Origin of the sequence: Arsenophonus endosymbiont of Aphis craccivora (genome assembly GCF_013460135.1) — a bacterium.
Taxonomy (GTDB): domain Bacteria; phylum Pseudomonadota; class Gammaproteobacteria; order Enterobacterales; family Enterobacteriaceae; genus Arsenophonus; species Arsenophonus nilaparvatae.
Genome location: NZ_CP038155.1, coordinates 2,025,461 through 2,047,384 on the forward strand (window position 1 = coordinate 2,025,461; position 21,924 = coordinate 2,047,384).

At 39.6% G+C, this 21,924-nt stretch carries 24 protein-coding genes, 1 tRNA gene and 3 pseudogenes; 16 read left to right on the forward strand and 12 right to left on the reverse strand.

What is annotated here, in order from left to right; genetic code table 11:
• Nucleotides 1-815: 815 nt before the first annotated feature.
• Nucleotides 816-1,007 carry a hypothetical protein gene (locus E3U36_RS10245; protein ID WP_180816456.1) on the reverse strand — a complete coding sequence of 64 codons (192 nt, stop codon included), beginning with the start codon at nucleotides 1,005-1,007 and terminating at the stop codon, nucleotides 816-818.
• Here E3U36_RS10245 and E3U36_RS10250 point away from each other — a divergent pair.
• Nucleotides 1,001-1,924: an IS5 family transposase gene (locus E3U36_RS10250; protein WP_180816457.1), complete on the forward strand. Its 924-nt coding sequence runs from the start codon at nucleotides 1,001-1,003 to the stop codon at nucleotides 1,922-1,924. The two genes, E3U36_RS10245 and E3U36_RS10250, sit on opposite strands and share 7 nt — an antisense overlap.
• A 23-nt stretch (nucleotides 1,925-1,947) precedes the next feature.
• Nucleotides 1,948-2,289 (forward strand): GNAT family N-acetyltransferase, encoded by a 342-nt coding sequence (locus E3U36_RS10255; protein ID WP_500784362.1) that lies wholly within the window; start codon nucleotides 1,948-1,950, stop codon nucleotides 2,287-2,289.
• Here E3U36_RS10255 and E3U36_RS10260 read toward each other — a convergent pair.
• The 9 genes from E3U36_RS10260 to cspE form a co-directional block, all read right to left on the reverse strand.
• Nucleotides 2,246-2,641, reverse strand: a complete 396-nt coding sequence (locus E3U36_RS10260; RefSeq protein WP_238337451.1) for a YscW family type III secretion system pilotin — start codon at nucleotides 2,639-2,641, stop codon at nucleotides 2,246-2,248. The two genes, E3U36_RS10255 and E3U36_RS10260, sit on opposite strands and share 44 nt — an antisense overlap.
• Before the next feature lie 236 nt (nucleotides 2,642-2,877).
• Nucleotides 2,878-3,354 (reverse strand): type III secretion system chaperone, encoded by a 477-nt coding sequence (locus tag E3U36_RS10265; RefSeq protein ID WP_238337452.1) that lies wholly within the window; start codon nucleotides 3,352-3,354, stop codon nucleotides 2,878-2,880.
• A gap of 163 nt (nucleotides 3,355-3,517) precedes the next feature.
• Nucleotides 3,518-4,138 carry a type III secretion system translocon subunit SctB gene (gene sctB / locus E3U36_RS10270; RefSeq protein WP_238337558.1) on the reverse strand — a complete coding sequence of 207 codons (621 nt, stop codon included), beginning with the start codon at nucleotides 4,136-4,138 and terminating at the stop codon, nucleotides 3,518-3,520.
• A gap of 3 nt (nucleotides 4,139-4,141) precedes the next feature.
• A complete protein-coding gene (locus E3U36_RS10275) occupies nucleotides 4,142-4,372 on the reverse strand; it encodes a hypothetical protein (RefSeq protein WP_180816461.1) in 231 nt (76 codons plus the stop codon).
• Between the two features lie 43 nt (nucleotides 4,373-4,415).
• Nucleotides 4,416-5,213, reverse strand: coding sequence for a type III secretion system translocon subunit SseC family protein (sctE, locus tag E3U36_RS10280; RefSeq protein WP_180816462.1), 798 nt, complete (start codon nucleotides 5,211-5,213; stop codon nucleotides 4,416-4,418).
• 302 nt (nucleotides 5,214-5,515) lie between these two features.
• The gene (locus E3U36_RS10285; protein ID WP_304488601.1) at nucleotides 5,516-5,914 is read right to left on the reverse strand and encodes a SycD/LcrH family type III secretion system chaperone; all 399 of its coding nucleotides are present in this window, start codon (nucleotides 5,912-5,914) and stop codon (nucleotides 5,516-5,518) included.
• A gap of 117 nt (nucleotides 5,915-6,031) precedes the next feature.
• Nucleotides 6,032-6,496, reverse strand: coding sequence for a virulence-associated V antigen (locus tag E3U36_RS10290; RefSeq protein WP_304488602.1), 465 nt, complete (start codon nucleotides 6,494-6,496; stop codon nucleotides 6,032-6,034).
• Between the two features lie 189 nt (nucleotides 6,497-6,685).
• Nucleotides 6,686-6,880 carry a protein DsrB gene (dsrB, locus tag E3U36_RS10295; RefSeq protein WP_180816463.1) on the reverse strand — a complete coding sequence of 65 codons (195 nt, stop codon included), beginning with the start codon at nucleotides 6,878-6,880 and terminating at the stop codon, nucleotides 6,686-6,688.
• A gap of 109 nt (nucleotides 6,881-6,989) precedes the next feature.
• Nucleotides 6,990-7,202 (reverse strand): transcription antiterminator/RNA stability regulator CspE, encoded by a 213-nt coding sequence (cspE, locus tag E3U36_RS10300; RefSeq protein ID WP_026823671.1) that lies wholly within the window; start codon nucleotides 7,200-7,202, stop codon nucleotides 6,990-6,992.
• Nucleotides 7,203-7,676: 474 nt separating this feature from the next.
• Here cspE and E3U36_RS10305 point away from each other — a divergent pair, with 474 nt between their 5' ends.
• The 5 genes and pseudogenes from E3U36_RS10305 to E3U36_RS10325 all read left to right on the forward strand — a co-directional run bounded on the left by E3U36_RS10305 (nucleotide 7,677) and on the right by E3U36_RS10325 (nucleotide 12,539).
• Nucleotides 7,677-8,102: a YlaC family protein gene (locus tag E3U36_RS10305; protein WP_238337453.1), complete on the forward strand. Its 426-nt coding sequence runs from the start codon at nucleotides 7,677-7,679 to the stop codon at nucleotides 8,100-8,102.
• A gap of 211 nt (nucleotides 8,103-8,313) precedes the next feature.
• Nucleotides 8,314-8,389: transfer RNA gene (locus tag E3U36_RS10310), tRNA-Asn, on the forward strand.
• Nucleotides 8,390-8,920: 531 nt separating this feature from the next.
• Nucleotides 8,921-9,970, forward strand: a complete 1,050-nt coding sequence (gene pyrC, locus E3U36_RS10315) for a dihydroorotase (protein ID WP_180816464.1) — start codon at nucleotides 8,921-8,923, stop codon at nucleotides 9,968-9,970.
• A gap of 263 nt (nucleotides 9,971-10,233) precedes the next feature.
• A pseudogene (locus E3U36_RS10320) lies at nucleotides 10,234-11,157 on the forward strand (IS5 family transposase).
• 350 nt (nucleotides 11,158-11,507) lie between these two features.
• The gene (locus E3U36_RS10325) at nucleotides 11,508-12,539 is read left to right on the forward strand and encodes a glycosyltransferase (protein WP_180816465.1); all 1,032 of its coding nucleotides are present in this window, start codon (nucleotides 11,508-11,510) and stop codon (nucleotides 12,537-12,539) included.
• Nucleotides 12,540-12,682: 143 nt separating this feature from the next.
• Here E3U36_RS10325 and E3U36_RS10330 read toward each other — a convergent pair whose 3' ends face one another.
• Entirely contained in the window at nucleotides 12,683-13,606 is a 924-nt protein-coding gene (locus E3U36_RS10330) for an IS5 family transposase (RefSeq protein ID WP_180816466.1), read from the reverse strand.
• Here E3U36_RS10330 and E3U36_RS10335 point away from each other — a divergent pair.
• Entirely contained in the window at nucleotides 13,600-13,785 is a 186-nt protein-coding gene (locus tag E3U36_RS10335; RefSeq protein ID WP_180816467.1) for a hypothetical protein, read from the forward strand. The two genes, E3U36_RS10330 and E3U36_RS10335, sit on opposite strands and share 7 nt — an antisense overlap.
• A gap of 340 nt (nucleotides 13,786-14,125) precedes the next feature.
• On the opposite strand, the gene suhB is transcribed toward E3U36_RS10335, so the two are convergent.
• Nucleotides 14,126-14,929, reverse strand: coding sequence for an inositol-1-monophosphatase (gene suhB, locus E3U36_RS10340; RefSeq protein WP_180816468.1), 804 nt, complete (start codon nucleotides 14,927-14,929; stop codon nucleotides 14,126-14,128).
• Nucleotides 14,930-15,059: 130 nt separating this feature from the next.
• Here suhB and trmJ point away from each other — a divergent pair, with 130 nt between their 5' ends.
• The 8 genes and pseudogenes from trmJ (at nucleotide 15,060) to E3U36_RS10380 (ending at nucleotide 21,866) form a co-directional block, all read left to right on the forward strand.
• Nucleotides 15,060-15,788, forward strand: a complete 729-nt coding sequence (gene trmJ / locus E3U36_RS10345) for a tRNA (cytosine(32)/uridine(32)-2'-O)-methyltransferase TrmJ (protein WP_180816469.1) — start codon at nucleotides 15,060-15,062, stop codon at nucleotides 15,786-15,788.
• A gap of 87 nt (nucleotides 15,789-15,875) precedes the next feature.
• Nucleotides 15,876-16,370 (forward strand): Fe-S cluster assembly transcriptional regulator IscR, encoded by a 495-nt coding sequence (gene iscR / locus E3U36_RS10350; protein ID WP_180816470.1) that lies wholly within the window; start codon nucleotides 15,876-15,878, stop codon nucleotides 16,368-16,370.
• Between the two features lie 81 nt (nucleotides 16,371-16,451).
• Entirely contained in the window at nucleotides 16,452-17,666 is a 1,215-nt protein-coding gene (locus E3U36_RS10355) for an IscS subfamily cysteine desulfurase (protein ID WP_180817633.1), read from the forward strand.
• 24 nt (nucleotides 17,667-17,690) lie between these two features.
• Nucleotides 17,691-18,077 (forward strand): Fe-S cluster assembly scaffold IscU, encoded by a 387-nt coding sequence (gene iscU / locus E3U36_RS10360; RefSeq protein ID WP_180816471.1) that lies wholly within the window; start codon nucleotides 17,691-17,693, stop codon nucleotides 18,075-18,077.
• Between the two features lie 99 nt (nucleotides 18,078-18,176).
• Nucleotides 18,177-18,500, forward strand: coding sequence for an iron-sulfur cluster assembly protein IscA (gene iscA, locus E3U36_RS10365; RefSeq protein ID WP_180816472.1), 324 nt, complete (start codon nucleotides 18,177-18,179; stop codon nucleotides 18,498-18,500).
• Between the two features lie 92 nt (nucleotides 18,501-18,592).
• Nucleotides 18,593-19,114 (forward strand): annotated as a pseudogene (gene hscB / locus E3U36_RS10370) (co-chaperone HscB).
• A 10-nt stretch (nucleotides 19,115-19,124) separates the two neighbouring features.
• Nucleotides 19,125-20,798, forward strand: a pseudogene (gene hscA, locus E3U36_RS10375) (Fe-S protein assembly chaperone HscA); the annotation flags it as partial.
• 144 nt (nucleotides 20,799-20,942) lie between these two features.
• On the forward strand, nucleotides 20,943-21,866 hold the full coding sequence (locus tag E3U36_RS10380) for an IS5 family transposase (protein ID WP_180816473.1): 924 nt from the start codon (nucleotides 20,943-20,945) through the stop codon (nucleotides 21,864-21,866).
• Nucleotides 21,867-21,924: the final 58 nt, after the last annotated feature.

The following is a 21,924-nucleotide window of genomic DNA, read 5'->3' on the forward strand; positions in this document are numbered from 1 at the left end:
ATAAACTCATCATAGATACCTAACCAAAATTATTAAACTGCACTACTAGTATAGAATATCAACAGGCTCTGGTATTGATATAGTGATTAAAACAACAGAAAGGTAATTTATATTGAAATTAATAGCAGACCAAGGCGTAATTGAAACTAACGGTAAACAGAGTAAAAATCCGCATTCCCTATTAGGATACACATAAATCCTTATGCCATATTTAGCTCTGAATACCGTTAAGGCACTCACTATACAATGATTTAGTGCAATGAAATATCAAGTTTGCCGTAAAGATTTATTATATTCCGCTAGCTTTAGTGAAATTAGCTAAAAATTGATCTAATTAGCCCGGTTTGTTAATAAAAAAAGTTAAAATAATACTAATTAAGTAGCAATATTTTACTTCTCGCCAAGTCAATACCATCGCCAATAATAATCAAGATGCAAGCTACTATCGTGTATTAAAGTCACATCGTTATGTTAACCTAGCGGCTTGCTGCGAGGATTATTCAGTGCTGAGAAGACGTTTACCAACATTTGCCCACAATAAACGTTCTTATTTTTAGTGAAAAATTACCCAATCACTGATGAAATAAAATATGATGGCTGCGTTCAATGTTAAATTGCGGGTATAGCTGGATTGCTGCTTTTAAAATCCGGTCAGTCTACCGCAATTGAGAAAAATTTAATTTCATGGCCCTTAAACCAAAATCATAGACTTTAATATAACTAACTTTATAGCAAGGAAAAATATATGCATATTAAACGGGCAACCAGCAGCGACTTTGCTCAATTAATCATAGTTTGGGAACATTCGGTACGCGCTACCCACGATTTCCTTCCAGAAAAAATGATAGCCACATTACGCCCCTTAATTTTAAAGAACTATTTACCCAATATTGATGTTTACATGTCAGTGGATGAGCATAATAACGGCTTTGTTGAATAAATCGAACTTTTAGGTGATTGGCGGAGCTGATCGCTAAATTCGTTTCAACATCAGGTCCCCATGGCAAAGCAAAAGTTTAAAATTACCAACTGGCCCGCGTACAACAAGGCACTCAGACAACGCGGTTCCCTGACGGTCTGGCTTGATGAGTCGGCCATCGCTGGATGGACTGACTGTTCTTCGCCTGAAGGTCGTGGCCGGCCGCTTTACTACAGCGATATGGCTGTTACCACTGTCCTGATGATGAAGCGTGTGTTTAACCTGTCGCTCCGGGCATTACAGGGCTTCGTTGATTCGATTTTTAAACTCATGTCTTTGCCGCTGTGCTGTCCGGACTACTCGCTGGTCAGCAGACGAGCAAAGAGCGTCAACATCAGCATAAAAACGCCAACGCGTGGTGAAATCTCGCATCTGGTCATCGACAGTACCGGTCTGAAGGTCTTTGGCGAAGGTGAATGGAAAGTCAGGCAGCATGGGGCTGACAGACGAAGAGTGTGGCGCAAGCTTCATCTGGCAGCAGACAGTGTGACTCATGAGATTATCTGTGCCGACTTATCGCTCAGCGGAACGACAGATGCGCAGGCACTGCCGGGCCTGATTAACCAAACCCACCGGAAAATCAGGGAAGTGTCAGCAGACGGTGCTTATGACGCCTGTTACTGCCACGATGCGTTGCTAAGAAAGAAAATCAGGCCCCTTATCCCGCCGCGAAGCGGAGCGAAATACTGGCCGGACAAGTACCATGAACGTAACCATGCGGTGGCGAATCAGCGTCTGAGCAGGAGTAATGATATGTGGAAAAAGAAAGTGGGTTATCACCGGCGTTCAGTGGCAGAAACAGCGATGTTCCGCATAAAAACTTTGCTGGGTGGCCATCTGAGGCTGCGTGACTATGAGGCTCAGGTAGGTGAAGCAATGGCGATGGTCAAAGCGCTGAACCGTATGACGTTGTTGGGTATGCCACACAGCGTCAGGATCGGATAACAGCTGTAGCAGAGGGAGCCATCCTGGCGGCTAATTCTGATTTATTCAACAAAGCCCATAATAACATTACCGGTTTTATGGCAACTAAAGAAAATCGGTTAGAAATGCTATTTATCTCTACCATTTCACGCGGTAAGGGTATTGGCAAAGCATTGCTGCAATATGCTGTGACTAACTTTGCCGTCAATGAAGTCGATGTTAATGAACAAAATAAACAAGCGATAGGTTTTTATCAACGGCATGGTTTTCGGATTTATGATCACTCTGAATTAGATGGCGAAGGCAACCCTTTTCCGCTGTTACATATGCGACTAGTCGATACTAATATTGACAATCAGGATAACAGGGTTTCGGCTGCAGATTGATAGTAAGCTTTTTTTCATTATCGATGACTTGTTGGTAATTTGCCTGAACAAATTGACTATCCGACCAAGCTAACGTTGCCTGTAGATAAATTTTTTGCTGAGCTTGGTAGATTTCAGGAACAGTAAAAGTAAAAGGAAGCGGCAGTAAATCCAAACGGTACTGTAATTGATTAATTAGCAATAATCGCCCATTATTTTGGGCGTAAAAGCGAATATTAACCTCTGCTGTTTTATACAGTCGCACAGGCATCGTGACTTTACTCATTACAACAGTTTTTAACGGATCATTGGGTTGATAATGAATACAGCCGGTTAAACAGAATATAGCAACCAATATAGCGTAATGCTTCATGGAACTGTTATGTCGTATTCAGATAAAGGCCGATGAACACCCTGCACTAAACGCTCCAAATGCGCTTGTTGCGATAAATCCATTTTACAAATTCACGTTAATCCTTCTAGCTGATTCAATTTACTTAAATTGGCCGATTCAACTAGCGTCATTTTTCTGCCCTGAAAATAACTCGACGAAATGGATTGATCACTATGATATTGATATGAGGATATTTTATTAATTTCCATACTAGATTAAACCTTCATTCCTTGAAATTGTCCTTTGTAAACTGCCTTTTTTACTGGTTCGCACAATAATTCCTGCCAAAATTCAGCATGATCGAGTATTGACGTTAATTGATGTTCCAATTTATCTAATGTTAAATTTGAGATTGTTATTTGACTATATAATTGGATTTTTAAGCTGGTTTCATCGAAACCAAAATGCAGATTAAATTGATACCAATAGCCATTAAAACTGGCCAACTGACGAAAAATTCCCTCACTGGCTTCCGATAAATCAGCAATATCTATTTGCAATGCAAGCAGCTCTTGTTCCTGCAGAAAAATACAACAAACCTGTAATTTTTCATCAAAACGTAAAGCCGCAATACCTTCTTGATTAAGTTTTAACAGTGGCAACTGATATTTCTTACTAAACTGGCCAAAAATCTGATCAATGCAATCTCTAACGTCCATATTTCTCTCCAGGCAATTTAGTCCTAAACTCACGCCTGAATTGTCATTTCTCTGTCATATTTCGTTAATTTTTTACTAAAAAAAGGCAGAATATCAATATATTCTGCTTTTATGATAGATTGATGGATATATATTAAGCAGCTGGAGTGGCAGCACGCAATGCCTGATATTGGCCTTCAGAAATTTGCATCATTAGTTATTTTAACTTAACAGTAATATTATCTAACTGACCCATTGTATTACGATTTTGTTGCTGCACTTGTTGGGCTGTATTTTCTTTTGCCCGTTCTTGCTTTACGCTTTGTTGCGATTTCGTCTCCATCACACCACTAAATTTATCAACACAAATGCTTGCTTGCTGCAATGCCGAGTTAGCTAAATCGAACCACTTGTGAGTAGCTGCGCTCGCATCATTCAACGTTTTCAGTTGCAATTTATCAGCTTTATTCAGATCATTTAATTTCGTTATTTCAACTTTTAAATTATCTTTTTGCTTGACTGATAATGTCTTATCCTTCAATTGGCTCGTTTTGGTCTTAACCAGTTCGGTAAGTTCATTAATTGATTGCTGTACATTATTCTTCTGTTGTTGAGTTTTATTGGCCTTAAAAGCCGATACTGCACTTAATGCTGACATGCCGAAGTTTAATACCCCGGAAACAATGGATAAGGCTAACTGCCAATCCGAATTTTTATCCATCTCCTGCGCCTGTTTTTTCTGACTTTCAGCTGCCGCCGTCGCCTGATTACTGGCAACCGCATCATTTGATTGCCGAACCTGTTGCTGAGTTTTAACCAACAAAGCAATACAATCCATCAATTAAGTAGCGGTGCTTAACAATTGACTGGCATTAATCAGATCCAATTTGGGTGCCGCTAATTTAACACCATCAGCAGAAGGTTTTATCGTTGGCTGGATTTTAGGTGGTGTTTGTATCTCAGCCTTGGCTGCTAATTTCACTTTATTTGCTGCTGTATTTTTCGCTACCGGTGCTGCAACATCAGTATTAGCAAGTGGACGGTGTTGCACATTATTATTGATAGTAGCCATATGAATCTCCTTATTAATAGCTAATGACAACCAATTAATACAATTAAATTGTGCTTGGGAGAACTACTAATTCACGCAATACTTCGCCTTTTTCATGGATCATCTGCGCCAGTGTTTCCATCACCTGCTGATAATCATCGGTCATTTTTGCTAAATCACTATTTAGTTTATCTAATATACTTTGACTCATCGCCATCACACTTTCGAGCATCTTAGCATCAGCTATTTTGCCACTGGCGATACTATGGGTGATAGAACTGGCCAATTGTGAGGCCGTTTCACCGACATCCGCGACTAAATTACCCACTTCTAAGCCTGTTTTAACATTATTAGCCACCGATTGAGTTGTTGTTGTAACTCCAGAAGAAACCATACCTGTCAATTTAGCGGTAACCTCAGCCGCTTTACCACCAATTTTAGCACCTACTTGAGCAATGGCTGTCGCAGCTGATCCGCCAAAACTAACGGCAATAGAAGAAATCCCAACTGCAATCTGTATTCCCATCAAGGTAGGTCCTAACCATTTCATGGTTTCATGGCTTATCAAAACAGCGGCAACCGCTTCCTGTACAATTTGGTTTGCCGCACTGGCCACCGCACCGACACCCGTTGCTACCAAAATAGCACCGACAACTGCGGAAACAGCAGTACTGATCCAACCAAATATTTTGGCTGCTAAACCCGATTTTTGCGACTCCTTTACAGCATCTTCCGATTCCTGGATTTTGGCCTGATTTTCATCCATTTTTAAGGCATTTTGCTGTTTGATGCGTTGAATATCTTCTAATTTCAACTTTTGCTGATTAGTCTGTAATTCACTGGTAACTTTACTTAATTCCACCTCAAACGAAGCAGGTGAAGTTCATGCCAGCGAAAGTAGTCTAAGTGATGATTTCACATCAATTGGCGGTAATACTTCCTGTTGTAAAACATTCAATTTTGCTAACAGTGAGTCATGACTCGCTGATTTGGCCGTCAAATTGGCATTCGGTTCTGGCAATAACACCCGATTAGGTTGCTGCGAAGGCTTTGTTGCAGATATTGCCGGATTTTTTTCCAATGCAATATTAGGCGTCGTCTTTTTGGCTATTGGCGTAATAGGAGTATTGTTAACCAGGCTCTGAATACTAGTGGTATCGGGTTTTAGTGGTTATTGCGCTCATTTTGCTGTTCCCTTTTTATATTAATCACGTCCAACATGGTTTCAGATTGTAATTTAATTTCTTCATATTCCGGCTTACCGGTCGCTAGTAAACGTGCCGATTCAAAACCAGACTGAGCACCATCGAAATCACTTAACTGCATTAAACATTCCGCCGCATGAAACGGAAAACGGGGATCATTCACATCTAAAAAAGTGGCGAAACTATAAGTTTCTAACGCCGCACTCCAATTTTCAGTCGCCTGACGGCAAGCGCCTAAACCTAAAAAGAAGCGACTATCATAGTGATCTAACATACAAAGCAATTGAAAAACCGCCATTGCATCTTCTTCTTTACCGGATTGATAAAGGTTATAAGCCAGCGTATAACATTGCTCCAATTAGTCAGCCGAAACCTCTTTCAACATCGCCAACGTGCCGCCACTAGTTAGAAAAGAATTAATTTCTGTTTCCATATTACCTGCTGTCATTTGCATTTGCTGTCCCATATGCTTTCCTTAAATTGCTCTCAGAATATCCTGGATAACTGAGTCATATTTTTGAATAAAACGATTGAGTGCTTCGATAGCGGCGTTATAACGGCCACTAATATCATTCAATCGAGTGGTTTTTTCACTAATACTGTCAGAAAGTGGTCGAGAACGATCACTCACCATGGTGGAAAAATTAGCTAGCCGGTTATTATCCTTATCATATTTATAAGAGTCCTCAACCCGACTCATCGCGCCGCTATTTTTATCGGCACTGAGTAAAAATTGCCTTATCGTCACGGTAGTTGAGAATGACACTATTTTTTGTAGTAACTGATATTCCGCTTTAGTTTTAAATTCTGCTTGTGATGAATAACCATAAAGCTGGTAATTCATTAAATTTATGCCGCGGTAATCGGTATAAATATTTTGTGAACTGGCTGCCGATAATGCGCTATTAATTTCCGATTGAACAACACTATAAATTTTCATCTCAGCCTAGATTTTTTCTAGTTCAGTTTTTAGCTCTTTACGTTTATCGTCGTGATAAAGCATATTTAGTTATAAATTATTTATTAAAACAATTATCAATTTAATCAGCTTTAAAAACCCTTTACCTATGGCAAAGATATTCAGTGCAGAAATAATAATTCACTAGGTTAGGAAGATGTTAATTTATATTTAGTCACTCTCTTTTGGTATCACATAAATACCTGCACCTGCCGTATTCTCATTAAAAAACCAAATACCAGTAGGATATTCAGGCAACTCAATTAAATACATTACTCCCTCATTAAAAGGCTCTATTAATCGAATAATGCCTTCTCGCATCTGCTCGCCATCAGTCTTTACTAAAACGCTATCATTGATTTTCATCGGTTATGCCAAAAAATTGAATGTTGTACCAAAAAATTTTACTACAAAATAATAAAGAAGCCTGCCGCTTGCACGACATGCTTCAAGAAATCCATTTATTTAACTAATCTTAAAGAGCAGTTACATTCGCTGCAGCTGGGCCTTTCGAACCATCTTCAATAGTAAATTCTACATTTTGCCCTTCAGCCAGGGTTTTGAATCCATTTCCTTGAATGGCAGAGAAGTGAACGAATACATCTTTGCTACCATCAGAAGGAGTGATGAAACCAAAGCCTTTAGATTCGTTAAACCACTTCACTTGACCCTTCATTTTGTCAGACATTTGCCTTTTCCTATATAACTAATAAACATTGCCGCTTTCGGCAGGTATACAAAAGCCTAAATCACTATTTAATTCATGGAAGCACTCAGCAAGAAACGGTCGAAAGGCTATCAAGGATAACGCTACTCATAACACATTAACTTAAATGTCGTAAATAAAATAGATCTGTTTATTAGGCTTCCTCCCATTAACGCACGAGTAGTTAATAATATCAATAGTTTTATGCTTTTGTTTAAGAAAAAAATCGAATTTTTTCAAGAATATTCTTCGTTAACCCAATAAATTAATAAAAAAATCAAAATGATCTAAATAAATCCATAAATATAAATTTTTTTTCTGTTTGTGACGATTCCTAATCAATAGAAATTTTGTTTAAAATAAAAGAAAAAAGATATGTCGATAACTCAAGCAATTTAATATACTAGTCTCAGGGTTTAGATTCATCTATAAATCTAATCAATTAAGGTAAATATCATGGATATGATAAAAGTAATCCTGAATGAAAATCTCTGCCAAATAAATAAACAGCAAAACCGTAATAATAGGCCTTATCTAAATTGGCAGTTTATTACTGCCCATCCATACCTATGTATAGGAATGGTCATGACTTACTTGCTAACAGCGATTCTAATCTATCATACCTCGTACTTTGGTTTGTACTGGACAATCGGTTTTACACTTTTTTTTCTTTTGCTCGCCGCTGCATTACTGTTTGATATCAAACCAACATACCGCTTTAAGGATATTGGGATACTGGATTTACGTGTATGTTACAATGGTGAATGGTTTGTTACTGAAAAAGTATCAGATGCTGCGATTAATAAAATACTTGCTGAGCCAACTATCAACAATGCAATCACAACCGAGTTAAAACGTCTTATCAAGCAAAAAGCAAAATAACATTTTATGATATATATCTACTTGCATACCCACCTAATTCAATAAAAAATCGCTCATAATTCATATAAAACTCATATAATATCAGATAAATAGTTTATTTTTGATGCAATTTGATTACAGTATAAACAAACAGTAAAGATATTATATTTTTAACGTTGACAGTGGTGCAGGACATCGTTAGTATGCAGCCAGCTTTTTTAGCTTGCTTAATTCCTCCATAGTTCAGTCGGTAGAACGGCGGACTGTTAATCCGTATGTCACTGGTTCGAGTCCAGTTGGAGGAGCCAAATACTTAAAGCCTGCAATCTTGCGGGCTTTTACTTTTTAGTTAACATACCATAATTATCCGCCGCCAAAATTTACTTGTTTTTCATCCAATTCTTTTAGCTAATACAAAATAAGCCACTCAATTTGGTCGATTTTTTAAACTTCTACAACATAAGACTCGGATTTTTAAATCTAAAATCTTGGTTCTTGATTACCTTATGACCAAACAGTGATTATTTTCATTTTTACACTTTACAACTAAGATAAGCCCCGCTATTATTCCGCTCGTTGTGAAGCGCACAGCCAATTACTCCATAGTTCAGTTTGTAGAACGGCGGACTGTTCATCCGTATGTCACTGGTTCGATCCCAGTTGGAGGAGCCAAACAATCTTAGCTTATACTTTTGTTATTACTTTTATAACTTATTAGTTTGATACAGGTTAATCTGCTATTTAATATAGCTATTTTGCTTTTTTCACTTTATCATCTCTAGTTAACATACTCAAAACTCATCTTTTTCATTATCTACTTTTAAGATGGAGTCAATTTAATGACCCAAATCACGACAACTATTAAAATTCGCTGCCCAGACGACTGGCATGTTCATTTTAGAGATGATGATATATTAAAACTTGTTGTGCCTTATACTAGCCGATTTTTTTGTCGAGCTATTGTTATGCCAAACTTGGTACCGCCAATTACTGATATTGATCAAGCAAAATCTTATCGAGAAAGGATCCTTAACGCGACCCCTGCAGAACATTCATTTACACCATTAATGACCTGCTACCTAACCGATTCCACTGACGCCCAAATAGTAGAAGAAGGCTTCAATCAGGGGATATTTACTGCCTGTAAACTTTACCCAGCCAACGCAACGACTAACTCTAAATATGGGATATCAAAGATAGCCAATATTTATCCCGTTTTTGCCAAAATGGAAAAAATAGGTATGCCACTATTAGTTCACGGTGAAGTCACAAACAGTGATATTGATATTTTTGATCGCGAAGCCTATTTTATTGATCAAACGATGGAGCCTATTAGAAAAGATTTCCCCAGCCTAAAAATTGTGTTTGAACACATTACCACTAAAGAAGCCGTTCAATATGTACTGGCTGCTAATGAAAAGCTGGCTGCGACCATCACACCACAACATTTAATGTTTAACAGAAATCATATGTTAGTTGGTGGCATCAAACCTCATTTATATTGTCTACCTGTTCTAAAGCGCAACATCCATCAAAAAGCATTACTTGAAGCAATAACAACAGGTTGTCAACGCTTTTTCCTTGGCACAGATACTGCACCCCATACACAAAATAGAAAAGAGTCTGCCTGTGGTTGTGCCGGTGTTTTTAATGCACCTACGGCCCTTGCAGCTTATGCTACCGTTTTTGATGAAATGAATGCGATGGAAAACTTTGAAGCGTTTTGTTCATTAAACGGCGCTAAATTTTATGGCTTACCTGTTAATGAAGGGTTTATTGAACTTAAACGTAAAAAAGTAATTATCCCTGACAAAATTTCCCAAGGTGAAAATCATTTAATTCCTTTTTTAGCAAATGAAGATGCTAATTGGGAAATCAATGTACTATAATTCTCTACTATAAAGTTACCATGGCAATGGTTGATTATTAATGTATCAACCACAGCCATCTTTTATAATATGATTTGTGCTTAAAAAACAGCTATTTCATTAAAAATAACGCTATTATCGAGGTTTATTTTATTAACAATATATTATTTATAATCAATATAAGATCATACATTAGTTAATCTGTTTAGGGCTTTGTTGAATAAATCGAACTTTTAGGTGATTGGCGGAGCTGATCGCTAAATTCGTTTCAACATCAGGTCCCCATGGCAAAGCAAAAGTTTAAAATTACCAACTGGCCCGCGTACAACAAGGCACTCAGACAACGCGGTTCCCTGACGGTCTGGCTTGATGAGTCGGCCATCGCTGGATGGACTGACAGTTCTTCGCCTGAAGGTCGTGGCCGGCCGCTTTACTACAGCGATATGGCTGTTACCACTGTCCTGATGATGAAGCGTGTGTTTAACCTGTCGCTCCGGGCATTACAGGGCTTCGTTGATTCGATTTTTAAACTCATGTCTTAGCCGCTGTGCTGTCCGGACTACTCGCTGGTCAGCAGACGAGCAAAGAGCGTCAACATCAGCATAAAAACGCCAACGCGTGGTGAAATCTCGCATCTGGTCATCGACAGTACCGGTCTGAAGGTCTTTGGCGAAGGTGAAAGGAAAGTCAGGCAGCATGGGGCTGACAGACGAAGAGTGTGGCGCAAGCTTCATCTGGCAGCAGACAGTGTGACTCATGAGATTATCTGTGCCGACTTATCGCTCAGCGGAACGACAGATGCGCAGGCACTGCCGGGCCTGATTAACCAAACCCACCGGAAAATCAGGGAAGTGTCAGCAGACGGTGCTTATGACGCCTGTTACTGCCACGATGCGTTGCTAAGAAAGAAAATCAGGCCCCTTATCCCGCCGCGAAGCGGAGCGAAATACTGGCCGGACAAGTACCATGAACGTAACCATGCGGTGGCGAATCAGCGTCTGAGCAGGAGTAATGATATGTGGAAAAAGAAAGTGGGTTATCACCGGCGTTCAGTGGCAGAAACAGCGATGTTCCGCATAAAAACTTTGCTGGGTGGCCATCTGAGGCTGCGTGACTATGAGGCTCAGGTAGGTGAAGCAATGGCGATGGTCAAAGCGCTGAACCGTATGACGTTGTTGGGTATGCCACACAGCGTCAGGATCGGATAACAGCTGTAGCAGAGGGAGCCATCCTGTCGGCTAATTCTGATTTATTCAACAAATCCCCATTATGGATATTTATCTATCATAAAAATCAAAACATAAACTAATTCATCTTATATTTTCAAATAATGATTTAATTTAACATAAGAAAAAAACTGATTAGCAACAGATCAGAAACCATTTTAAAACATCTCATCACTAAAAAATATTATATTTACTTTCAATAAGATATAAATTTTTCTTCATTTCTAAAAAATATAATGATTATTAATCAATTTTTATAAAGTATAATGGTTATAGCAATGGTTTTTTCTTTCCACTAACGCTAGAATCAGTAACAATTTACGATAAAATTAATGCCAGCTTTTCCAAAAGGAAACTTAATGTATTTCAATAGTAAGGAGATGATATTAACAAGCTATGAATTTTCATCTGCTAAGGTAAAAAATTGCCAGTTTCATATTGCTTACGGCGCAGATATTAATTTCTCTCTTGGTACTGCGATCTCTATCTGTTCGATTCTACATTTTAATAAAGATTATACCTTCCACTTTTATATATTCACTGATATGATTTCTGCAGATGAACTGAAAAAATATGATGAACTAACAAAAATATATAATACAAAAATAACAATATTACTTATCGACACTCTGCAGCTAAAAAAATTACCAACCAATAAATTGTGGTCTCATGCAATCTATTTTCGCTTTATCATTGCAAATTATTTTCACCAAAAAATAAATAAAATATTATATTTAGATTCAGACATTATTTGTTCGGGTGATATATCAGAATTATTCACCATCAATTTAAGCTATCATATTATTGCGGCTGTCGCTGACCGAGACCAATACCTATGGAAAAAACGGGCTGAAATGCTAGCAACACCAGCAATAGCTAATGGCTACTTTAACTCTGGCGTTATGCTGATCGATACCGATAAGTGGTATAAAAATAAAGTAACTGAGAATACGATAAATGTATTACTTGATGATCAGACAAAATCAAAATTTATATTTTATGATCAGGATGCATTAAATATATCTCTGGTAAATCAAGTTTTATTTTTAGAGAAAAAATTTAATACCCAATTTAGTATTAATTATGAATTAAAAAATAGAACATTATTCCCTACCATTGATAATGTAAAATTCATTCATTATATTGGCCCAACCAAGCCATGGAATAATTGGTCTGAATATCCCAGTACAGATCTGTTTATTACAATAAAAGAAAAATCTCCTTGGAAAACGACCCCTCTTATTGCGGCATCAACCTCCAACCAATATCGATATGCAGCTAAGCATATGTTTAATAAGAAAAAATATATTCAATGGCTATTGAATTATCTCTATTATTTTGTTATTAAAGTTTTATATAAATAGCAAATGGCATAAACCGTGAAATTGGATAATCGTCATTTGATGATAGACAATCATCCATTTTTACAGCTAAATTTTCAATCTATAGATGGCTTTGTTGAATAAATCAGAATTAGCCGCCAGGATGGCTCCCTCTGCTACAGCTGTTATCCGATCCTGACGCTGTGTGGCATACCCAACAACGTCATACGGTTCAGCGCTTTGACCATCGCCATTGCTTCACCTACCTGAGCCTCATAGTCACGCCGGCTCAGATGGCCACCCAGCAAAGTTTTTATGCGGAACATCGCTGTTTCTGCCACTGAACGCCGGTGATAACCCACTTTCTTTTTCCACATATCATTACTCCTGCTCAGACGCTGATTCGCCACCGCATGGTTACGTTCATGGTACTTGTCCGGCCAGTATTTCGCTCCGCTTCGCGGCGGGATAAGGGGCCTGATTTTCTTTCTTAGCAACGCATCGTGGCAGTAACAGGCGTCATAAGCACCGTCTGCTGACACTTCCCTGATTTTCCGGTGGGTTTGGTTAATCAGGCCCGGCAGTGCCTGCGCATCTGTCGTTCCGCTGAGCGATAAGTCGGCACAGATAATCTCATGAGTCACACTGTCTGCTGCCAGATGAAGCTTGCGCCACACTCTTCGTCTGTCAGCCCCATGCTGCCTGACTTTCCATTCACCTTCGCCAAAGACCTTCAGACCGGTACTGTCGATGACCAGATGCGAGATTTCACCACGCGTTGGCGTTTTTATGCTGATGTTGACGCTCTTTGCTCGTCTGCTGACCAGCGAGTAGTCCGGACAGCACAGCGGCAAAGACATGAGTTTAAAAATCGAATAAACGAAGCCCTGTAATGCCCGGAGCGACAGGTTAAACACACGCTTCATCATCAGGACAGTGGTAACAGCCATATCGCTGTAGTAAAGCGGCCGGCCACGACCTTCAGGCGAAGAACTGTCAGTCCATCCAGCGATGGCCGACTCATCAAGCCAGACCGTCAGGGAACCGCGTTGTCTGAGTGCCTTGTTGTACGCGGGCCAGTTGGTAATTTTAAACTTTTGCTTTGCCATGGGGACCTGATGTTGAAACGAATTTAGCGATCAGCTCCGCCAATCACCTAAAAGTTCGATTTATTCAACAAAGCCCTTTTCACCATAACTGGGTATTTTGGTTAATGGTATTGATTGCCATTCCAGCACTATTTATTCGCCCGAATAAAAAAATAACATCATTAAATGCGATGGAATAGCCAAACAATTAAGTTAGAGTAGTTCATTTAATTTGAATAACAGATAAATATTAACCAACTATGCAGATAAAAATTTTTATATTAAAACTAAACAAGCTGGCCAATCATTAAAATACCCCTTAATGCCTGAAAAGGAATAGTGGTTTTATATCCAATTAAGCAATAAATCACCGACAACAAGAGTAAGTATTGAAAATATTTAGCGGGTTTATTTAACTAATTAAAGCCATGGTGAATTTTTACCATTTGCAGCCTTCACCAATTAGTAAATGACAAAGTTACGCCATCAAGACATTATTAACTCAATATACCTGTGGCTATTGCTTTTTAAGCGCATTGTTTAGCATTTCAATGGATCGCTTAACTCGGTCTGCATTTCTAGCACCATTTTTTTCACTATCCGTGGACTGCCAGCTAGCAGATTGCCAGAGGTGAGATAATTATGTCCGCCAACGAAGTCGGTTACAATTCCACCAGCTTCACGCACCAATAGTTCTCCAGCCATAAAATCCCACGGTTTTAAGCCAATCTCAAAAAAGCCATCGACACGATCAGCAGCAACATAAGCTAAGTCCAAAGCCGCTGAACCTATGCGGCGAAAATCGGCGCATTTTTTAAATAGTGTAGCGACAATATTAATATATGCAGCTGAATGTTGTTTCGCTTTGAAAGGAAAACCCGTAGCAATAATTGCCCCTTCTAATTCATTATTATTTTTAAGACGAAGGCGGTAACCGTTTAATTGTGCACCTTGCCCACGTACCGCAGTAAATAGCTCATTAAGCATAGGATTATAAATAGCGGCGATTTCTGTACGGCCGTTAATACGTACTGCGATGGAGACGGCAAAATGGGGTAAGCGTTTAGTGAAATTGGTTGTGCCATCCAAAGGATCAATAACCCACTGAATATCATTTTTTTCACCAAGTATTTGACCACTCTCTTCGGTAATAATGGTATGAGTAGGATAAGATTTTTGAATGACTTCAATAATAATTTGTTCTGCTTTTTTATCAATATTGGTCACGAAATCATTTTGTCCTTTTGCCATTATTTCGATATAGTCAGGTTTTTCATAGCTTTTAGCAATAAAGTTACCTGCTTGGCGAGCTGCCCGTATAGCAATAGTTAGCATTGGATGCATGGGTTATTTCCACTGGAATGTTAAAGAACAAGGCAAGGTTTAAGCAAGTTCGGCAGTATAACATAGATTCGTCAACATGACTATGATTGTGGTAGAATAGCCTGATTATTAACACCAAATACAGACAATCATGCTAGAAAATATTCGCATTATTTTGGTTGAAACCTCGCATACCGGAAATATGGGATCAACTGCCCGTGCGATGAAAACGATGGGACTAACTAATTTGTACTTAGTTAATCCACTCATATTGCCGGATGCACAGGCTATTGCATTATCAGCTGGCGCCAGTGATGTTATTGGTCAAGCGACTATCGTGAAAACATTAGATCAAGCTTTGCTTGGATGCAGCTTGGTAATTGGAACGAGTGTGCGCGATCGTACGTTATCATGGCCACAGGTAACTCCTCGCGAATGTGGCGAAAAAACTTTCCGCCAGGCAATAAATTCTCCGGTGGCTATCATTTTTGGCCGCGAACGAGTTGGTTTAACAAATGAAGAACTACAGAGATGCCAATATCATCTTCATATTCCAACCAACTCTGAATATGGTTCACTCAATTTAGCAATGGCTGTTCAATTGATCAGTTATGAAATTCGTATGGCATACCTAGCAATAAATGAAAAAAAATCCTCGGTAGATAATGAAGATAGGGTACAATATCCACCATTTGAGGATATAGAACGATTTTATAACCATCTTGAAGCAGTGCTTAATGTATCTGGATTTATCAGAAAGCGTCACCCCGGGCACATCATGAATAAATTGCGACGTTTATTTACTCGAGCGCGTCCCGAAGTGCAGGAACTCCATATTTTGCGTGGCATTCTCACATCAATTGAAAAATGGCATAAATAATAGTTGATTAAATTAATAGGTTAAATAGTTGACTAAAACACTCTGGAATGACACAATTTTTGTCACATTTAACTATGGGGATATATTATGAGACTCACATCTAAAGGACGCTATGCAGTAACAGCCATGCTGGATGTGGTATTGCATTCAAAGACAGGGCCTGTGCCATTGGCTGATATATCGGAACGTCAAGGCATTTCTCTTTCTTATCTTGAGCAACTTTTTTCTCGACTTCGCAAAAACGAACTGGTTTCCAGTGTTCGTGGCCCTGGCGGCGGATATTTATTAGGTCGGGAAGCGAAAAATATTTTTATCGCTCAAGTGATTTCTGCTGTTGATGAGTCTGTTGATGCAACTCGTTGTCAAGGAAAAAAAGAAGGATGTCAAGGTGGAGAGCGTTGTTTGACCCATGCACTATGGCGTGATTTAAGTGACCGTATTACGGGTTTTCTTAGTAATATTAGCTTAGAAGAATTGGTCAATAATCAAGAAGTACAAGAAGTTGCTGATCGTCAAGATAACGATAAACACCATGTGAGAGCGATTCATCAATCCAAACCCATTATTAATATACGAGCATAAATTGCACGGTTCTACAAAATAGAATAATTGCAAAGTGATAAAATTTTGAGACGTTTTTCGTCTTATGGAGCTAGTGAGTTAATGAAACTACCGATTTATTTAGACTACTCGGCGACTACACCGGTTGATCCCCGTGTTGCTAAAAAAATGATCCAGTGTATGACAATGGATGGCAATTTTGGTAATCCATCATCGCTCTCTCATGGTTTTGGCTGGCGGGCTGAAGAAGCTGTTGATATTGCGCGAAATCAGATTGCTGAATTAGTCAATGCGGATCCGCGTGAGATTGTTTTTACTTCAGGAGCGACTGAATCAGATAACCTGGCAGTGAAAGGGGTTGCCAATTTCTATCAGAAAAAAGGTAAACATATCATTACCAGTAAAACCGAGCATAAAGCGGTGTTGGATACTTGCCGTCAACTTGAGCGTGAAGGTTTTGAAGTGACTTACCTTTCACCACAAAATAGTGGTCTTATTGATTTACATGAACTTGAAGCGGCTATGCGTGATGATACAATTTTGGTTTCTAGCATGCATGTCAATAATGAGATTGGAATCATTCAAGATATTGCCTCTATTGGCGAACTTTGCCGCAATAGAGGAATTTTTTTTCATGTTGATGCTACCCAAGCGGTAGGTAAATTACCGATTGATTTGAGTAAACTAAAAGTTGATTTAATGTCTTTCTCAGCACATAAACTGTATGGACCAATGGGAATAGGTGTACTTTATGTGCGTCGTAAACCCCGTATTCGACTTGAAGCCCAACAACATGGCGGTGGTCATGAACGAGGCATGCGCTCAGGAACATTACCTGTCCACCAAATTGTAGGAATGGGGGAAGCTTATCGGATTGCTAAAGCAGAAATGGCGGTAGAGTCTGATAGATTAAATTCCTTACGCCAACGTTTATGGAACGGCATTAAGAATATTGAAGAAGTTTATCTTAATGGCTCCCTGGTAAATGGCGCACCTCATATTCTGAATGTCAGTTTTAACTATGTAGAAGGTGAATCATTGATGATGGCACTCAAAGATTTGGCTGTCTCATCAGGTTCCGCGTGTACATCAGCAAGCCTCGAACCTTCATATGTACTAAGGGCATTGGGAATGAATGATGAGTTAGCTCACAGCTCAATTCGTTTCTCCTTTGGTCGATTCACCACAGAAGAAGAAATCGATTATGCCATCCAGCTAATCCATAATGCGATAGGTCGGCTGCGTGATTTTTCTCCGTTATGGAAGATGTATAAGCAGGGTGTCGATCTTAATAGCATTGAATGGGCTCATCATTAATAGACGGATTAAGGAGTTTAAAATATGGCATATAGTGAGAAAGTAATTGATCATTATGAAAATCCACGTAACGTAGGTTCGTTTGATAATGATGATCCAATGGTGGGCAGTGGGATGGTAGGGGCACCTGCATACGGTGATGTCATGAAGCTTCAGATCAAAGTTAATGACGCAGGCATCATCGAAGATGCGCGTTTTAAAACTTATGGTTGTGGTTCGGCCATTGCCTCTATTTCATTGATAACGGAATGGATGAAAGGTAAGTCATTGGATGAAGCGGAGACTATCAAAAATACGGCTATTGCAGAGGAATTAGAGCTGCCTCCGGTTAAAATTCACTGTTCTATTTTGGCAGAAGATGCGATTAAAGCCGCTATTGCAGACTATAAAAATAAACGGCAAAGAAAATAATTAATTAATTAATTAATATAAAAATCCCTTTTAGGCGTGATGCTATTTTATTTTTGTTTATAGTATCCGCCTGCACTGGTTTTGATTGAGAGGTGTTGTATGTCAATTTCTCTAACAGAAAAAGCTGCAGAGCGTATTCTGACTTTCTTACATAACCGAGGAAAAGGTGAAGGATTAAGTGTAGGCTTTAGGACTTCTGGCTGCTCAGGCATGGCTTATGTGCTTGAATTTGTTGATATCATTAATGAAGACGATACAGTATTTGAAGACAAAGGCGTAAAAGTTATTGTTGATGGTAAAAGCATTGTTTATCTCAATGGGACAGAATTGTATTTTGTTAAAGAAGGTCTTAATGAAGGTTTTAAGTTTAACAATCCTAACAGCAAAAATGAGTGTGGCTGCGGTGAAAGCTTTAACGTATGAGAATTTATTTATTATTTGTTAAGTCTAAAACTAAATAGACGACGTGATAAATTTTTTAACCGTCTATTTAATATTTTCAACTTAGAGCATTTATGGATTATTTTACCCTTTTCGGTCTGACATTTTCATATTCTATTGATCTTGAGCAATTAACTTACCGTTATCAGGAATTACAGCGCCGGTATCATCCTGATCGCTTTGCTAACCAATCTGAAAGCGACAAAGTATCTGCACTGCAACAGGCTGCGACAATTAATGCTGCTTATCAAGCCTTAAAACACCCTTTGAAACGTGCTGAATATATGCTCACTTTATATGATATTGATATCAATAATGAGCAATATACTATGCATGATACGGCTTTTTTGATGGAGCAGCTTGCGCTACGTGAAGAATTGGAGTGTATCGAAACCAGTGTTCAAGCAGAAGAGGCATTAGCCTTGTTTTCCTCTAGTTTAGTTAAAACAATAAAAAACTACTTACAGGAAATGTAAAAACAACTAAATAGTGAACAGTGGATAAATGCAGCTGATACTGTTCGGAAACTTCGTTTTCTTGATAAGTTGCAGCAACAAGTTGAACAATTGGAAGAGCGCTTATTCAATCGTTTTTAGAGTAAATTTTATGGCATTATTACAAATTAGTGAGCCGGGCATGTCGTCTATGCCACATCAGCACCGTTTAGCCGCTGGTATTGATTTAGGTACCACAAATTCGTTGATTGCAACGGTTCGCAGCGGAAAAGCGGAAACACTGCCTGATCCAGCAGGATATGAATTGCTACCCTCAATAGTTAGTTATCAACCAACGGCTATTACAGTAGGTAAGCAAGCACAAGCAAAAGTAGAACAAGATCCGGCTAATACCATTATTTCAGCTAAGCGTTTATTGGGGCGCTCACTGGCTGAGATCCAGCAACGTTATCCTAATTTACCCTACCAATTGACAGCAAGTAAAAATGGCTTACCGCTGATCCAGACAGCTATAGGGCAAGTTGATCCTATTCAAGTTTCTTCTGAGATATTAAAGTCGTTGGTGCAGCGGGCAGAAGAAACATTGAATGGTAGATTAGAAGGTGTAGTGATCACTGTGCCTGCTTATTTTGATGATGCGCAAGGTCAAGAACTAAAGATGCGGCGCGGTTGGCCGGATTACAGGTATTACGTTTATTGAATGAACCCAATGCGGCTGCTATTGCCTATGGTTTAGATTCACAACAAGAGGGTATCATTGCTGTTTATGATTTGGGTGGTGGTACTTTTGATATTTCCATTCTTATGTTACAGCGTGGCGTATTTGAAGTATTAGCAACAGGCGGAGACACGGCATTAGGAGGTGATGATTTTGATCATTTGCTGGTGGATTGGATATATCAACAAGCGGGTATTACTGATTGCCAAGATCATCGCCTACAGCGACAGATTTTAAATATAGCCAGCCAGGCTAAAATAGCATTAACGACTTGTAGCCATACTGAGATTGAAATCAATGGTTTGCGAGGGGTTTTGTCCAGGGAGCAGCTAAACACATTAATTTGGCCATTGATCAAACGCACTTTATTAACCTGTCGTCGCGCATTGAAAGATGCAGCGCTTGATATCGATGATGTTTTGCAGGTCGTCATGGTGGGTGGTTCGACGCGTGTACCGTTGGTGGTTTCTATGGTTGAAGAATTTTTTGGCCTTACACCATTAACTTTAATTGATCCGGATAAAGTTGTTGCTATTGTGGCGGCTATTCAGGCAGATATTTTAGTTGGTAATAAACCTGATAGTGAAATATTGCTACTGGATGTTACTCCTTTTTCGATTGGCTTAGAAACCATGGGGGGCCTGGTTGAAAAAGTGATCCCACGTAATACGACACTGCCTATCGCTAATGCACAGGAATTTACTACCTTTAAAGATGAGCAAACAGCCATGACATTTCATATTGTCCAAGGAGAACGTGAAATGGTTAATGATTGTCGTTCGTTAGCGCGTTTTACCCTACGTGGAATACCGCCACTAGCTGCCGGCGGAGCGCATATTCGGGTAGTTTTTCAAATAGATGCAGATGGATTATTGAGTGTCAGCGCAGTAGAAAAGTCAACCGGTGTTCGTTCTTCGATTCAAGTTAAACCTTCATATGGTTTAACTGATGAAGAAATTGCCAATATGATCACTGATTCAATCACTAATGCTCAAGATGATATGGTAGAGCGTCGTCTTGCTGAGCAGAAAGTTGAAGCTGCTTGGGTAATAGAAAGTCTAATGGCTGCATTAAAACAAGATGCGCATTTATTGAATAAAGAAGAAAAAGCAGTAATTGATAATGCTGTAAATAAATTAGTTAACTGCACACAGGAAAGCTCCTCACCTGTTGCGAGGCTTTGTTGAATAAATCGAACTTTTAGGTGATTGGCGGAGCTGATCGCTAAATTCGTTTCAACATCAGGTCCCCATGGCAAAGCAAAAGTTTAAAATTACCAACTGGCCCGCGTACAACAAGGCACTCAGACAACGCGGTTCCCTGACGGTCTTGCTTGATGAGTCGGCCATCGCTGGATGGACTGACAGTTCTTCGCCTGAAGGTCGTGGCCGGCCGCTTTACTACAGCGATATGACTGTTACCACTGTCCTGATGATGAAGCGTGTGTTTAACCTGTCGCTCCGGGCATTACAGGGCTTCGTTGATTCGATTTTTAAACTCATGTCTTTGCCGCTATGCTGTCCGGACTACTCGCTGGTCAGCAGACGAGCAAAGAGCGTCAACATCAGCATAAAAACGCCAACGCGTGGTGAAATCTCGCATCTGGTCATCGACAGTACCGGTCTGAAGGTCTTTGGCGAAGGTGAATGGAAAGTCAGGCAGCATGGGGCTGACAGACGAAGAGTGTGGCGCAAGCTTCATCTGGCAGCAGACAGTGTGACTCATGAGATTATCTGTGCCGACTTATCGCTCAGCGGAACGACAGATGCGCAGGCACTGCCGGGCCTGATTAACCAAACCCACCGGAAAATCAGGGAAGTGTCAGCAGACGGTGCTTATGACGCCTGTTACTGCCACGATGCGTTGCTAAGAAAGAAAATCAGGCCCCTTATCCCGCCGCGAAGCGGAGCGAAATACTGGCCGGACAAGTACCATGAACGTAACCATGCGGTGGCGAATCAGCGTCTGAGCAGGAGTAATGATATGTGGAAAAAGAAAGTGGGTTATCACCGGCGTTCAGTGGCAGAAACAGCGATGTTCCGCATAAAAACTTTGCTGGGTGGCCATCTGAGGCTGCGTGACTATGAGGCTCAGGTAGGTGAAGCAATGGCGATGGTCAAAGCGCTGAACCGTATGACGTTGTTGGGTATGCCACACAGCGTCAGGATCGGATAACAGCTGTAGCAGAGGGAGCCATCCTGGCGGCTAATTCTGATTTATTCAACAAAGCCCA

Excerpts from the sequence above, each read along its gene's own strand:
- E3U36_RS10250 (WP_180816457.1), top strand. The coding sequence starts at position 1,001 with ATGGCAAAGCAAAAGTTTAAAATTACCAACTGGCCCGCGTACAACAAG.
- E3U36_RS10260 (WP_238337451.1), bottom strand. The coding sequence starts at position 2,641 with ATGAAGCATTACGCTATATTGGTTGCTATATTCTGTTTAACCGGCTGT.
- sctB (WP_238337558.1), bottom strand. The coding sequence starts at position 4,138 with ATGGATTGTATTGCTTTGTTGGTTAAAACTCAGCAACAGGTTCGGCAA.
- E3U36_RS10275 (WP_180816461.1), bottom strand. The coding sequence starts at position 4,372 with ATGGCTACTATCAATAATAATGTGCAACACCGTCCACTTGCTAATACT.
- E3U36_RS10290 (WP_304488602.1), bottom strand. The coding sequence starts at position 6,496 with ATGAAAATTTATAGTGTTGTTCAATCGGAAATTAATAGCGCATTATCG.
- dsrB (WP_180816463.1), bottom strand. The coding sequence starts at position 6,880 with ATGAAAATCAATGATAGCGTTTTAGTAAAGACTGATGGCGAGCAGATG.
- cspE (WP_026823671.1), bottom strand. The coding sequence starts at position 7,202 with ATGTCTGACAAAATGAAGGGTCAAGTGAAGTGGTTTAACGAATCTAAA.
- E3U36_RS10305 (WP_238337453.1), top strand. The coding sequence starts at position 7,677 with ATGGATATGATAAAAGTAATCCTGAATGAAAATCTCTGCCAAATAAAT.
- pyrC (WP_180816464.1), top strand. The coding sequence starts at position 8,921 with ATGACCCAAATCACGACAACTATTAAAATTCGCTGCCCAGACGACTGG.
- E3U36_RS10325 (WP_180816465.1), top strand. The coding sequence starts at position 11,508 with ATGCCAGCTTTTCCAAAAGGAAACTTAATGTATTTCAATAGTAAGGAG.
- E3U36_RS10330 (WP_180816466.1), bottom strand. The coding sequence starts at position 13,606 with ATGGCAAAGCAAAAGTTTAAAATTACCAACTGGCCCGCGTACAACAAG.
- suhB (WP_180816468.1), bottom strand. The coding sequence starts at position 14,929 with ATGCATCCAATGCTAACTATTGCTATACGGGCAGCTCGCCAAGCAGGT.
- trmJ (WP_180816469.1), top strand. The coding sequence starts at position 15,060 with ATGCTAGAAAATATTCGCATTATTTTGGTTGAAACCTCGCATACCGGA.
- iscR (WP_180816470.1), top strand. The coding sequence starts at position 15,876 with ATGAGACTCACATCTAAAGGACGCTATGCAGTAACAGCCATGCTGGAT.
- E3U36_RS10355 (WP_180817633.1), top strand. The coding sequence starts at position 16,452 with ATGAAACTACCGATTTATTTAGACTACTCGGCGACTACACCGGTTGAT.
- iscU (WP_180816471.1), top strand. The coding sequence starts at position 17,691 with ATGGCATATAGTGAGAAAGTAATTGATCATTATGAAAATCCACGTAAC.
- iscA (WP_180816472.1), top strand. The coding sequence starts at position 18,177 with ATGTCAATTTCTCTAACAGAAAAAGCTGCAGAGCGTATTCTGACTTTC.
- E3U36_RS10380 (WP_180816473.1), top strand. The coding sequence starts at position 20,943 with ATGGCAAAGCAAAAGTTTAAAATTACCAACTGGCCCGCGTACAACAAG.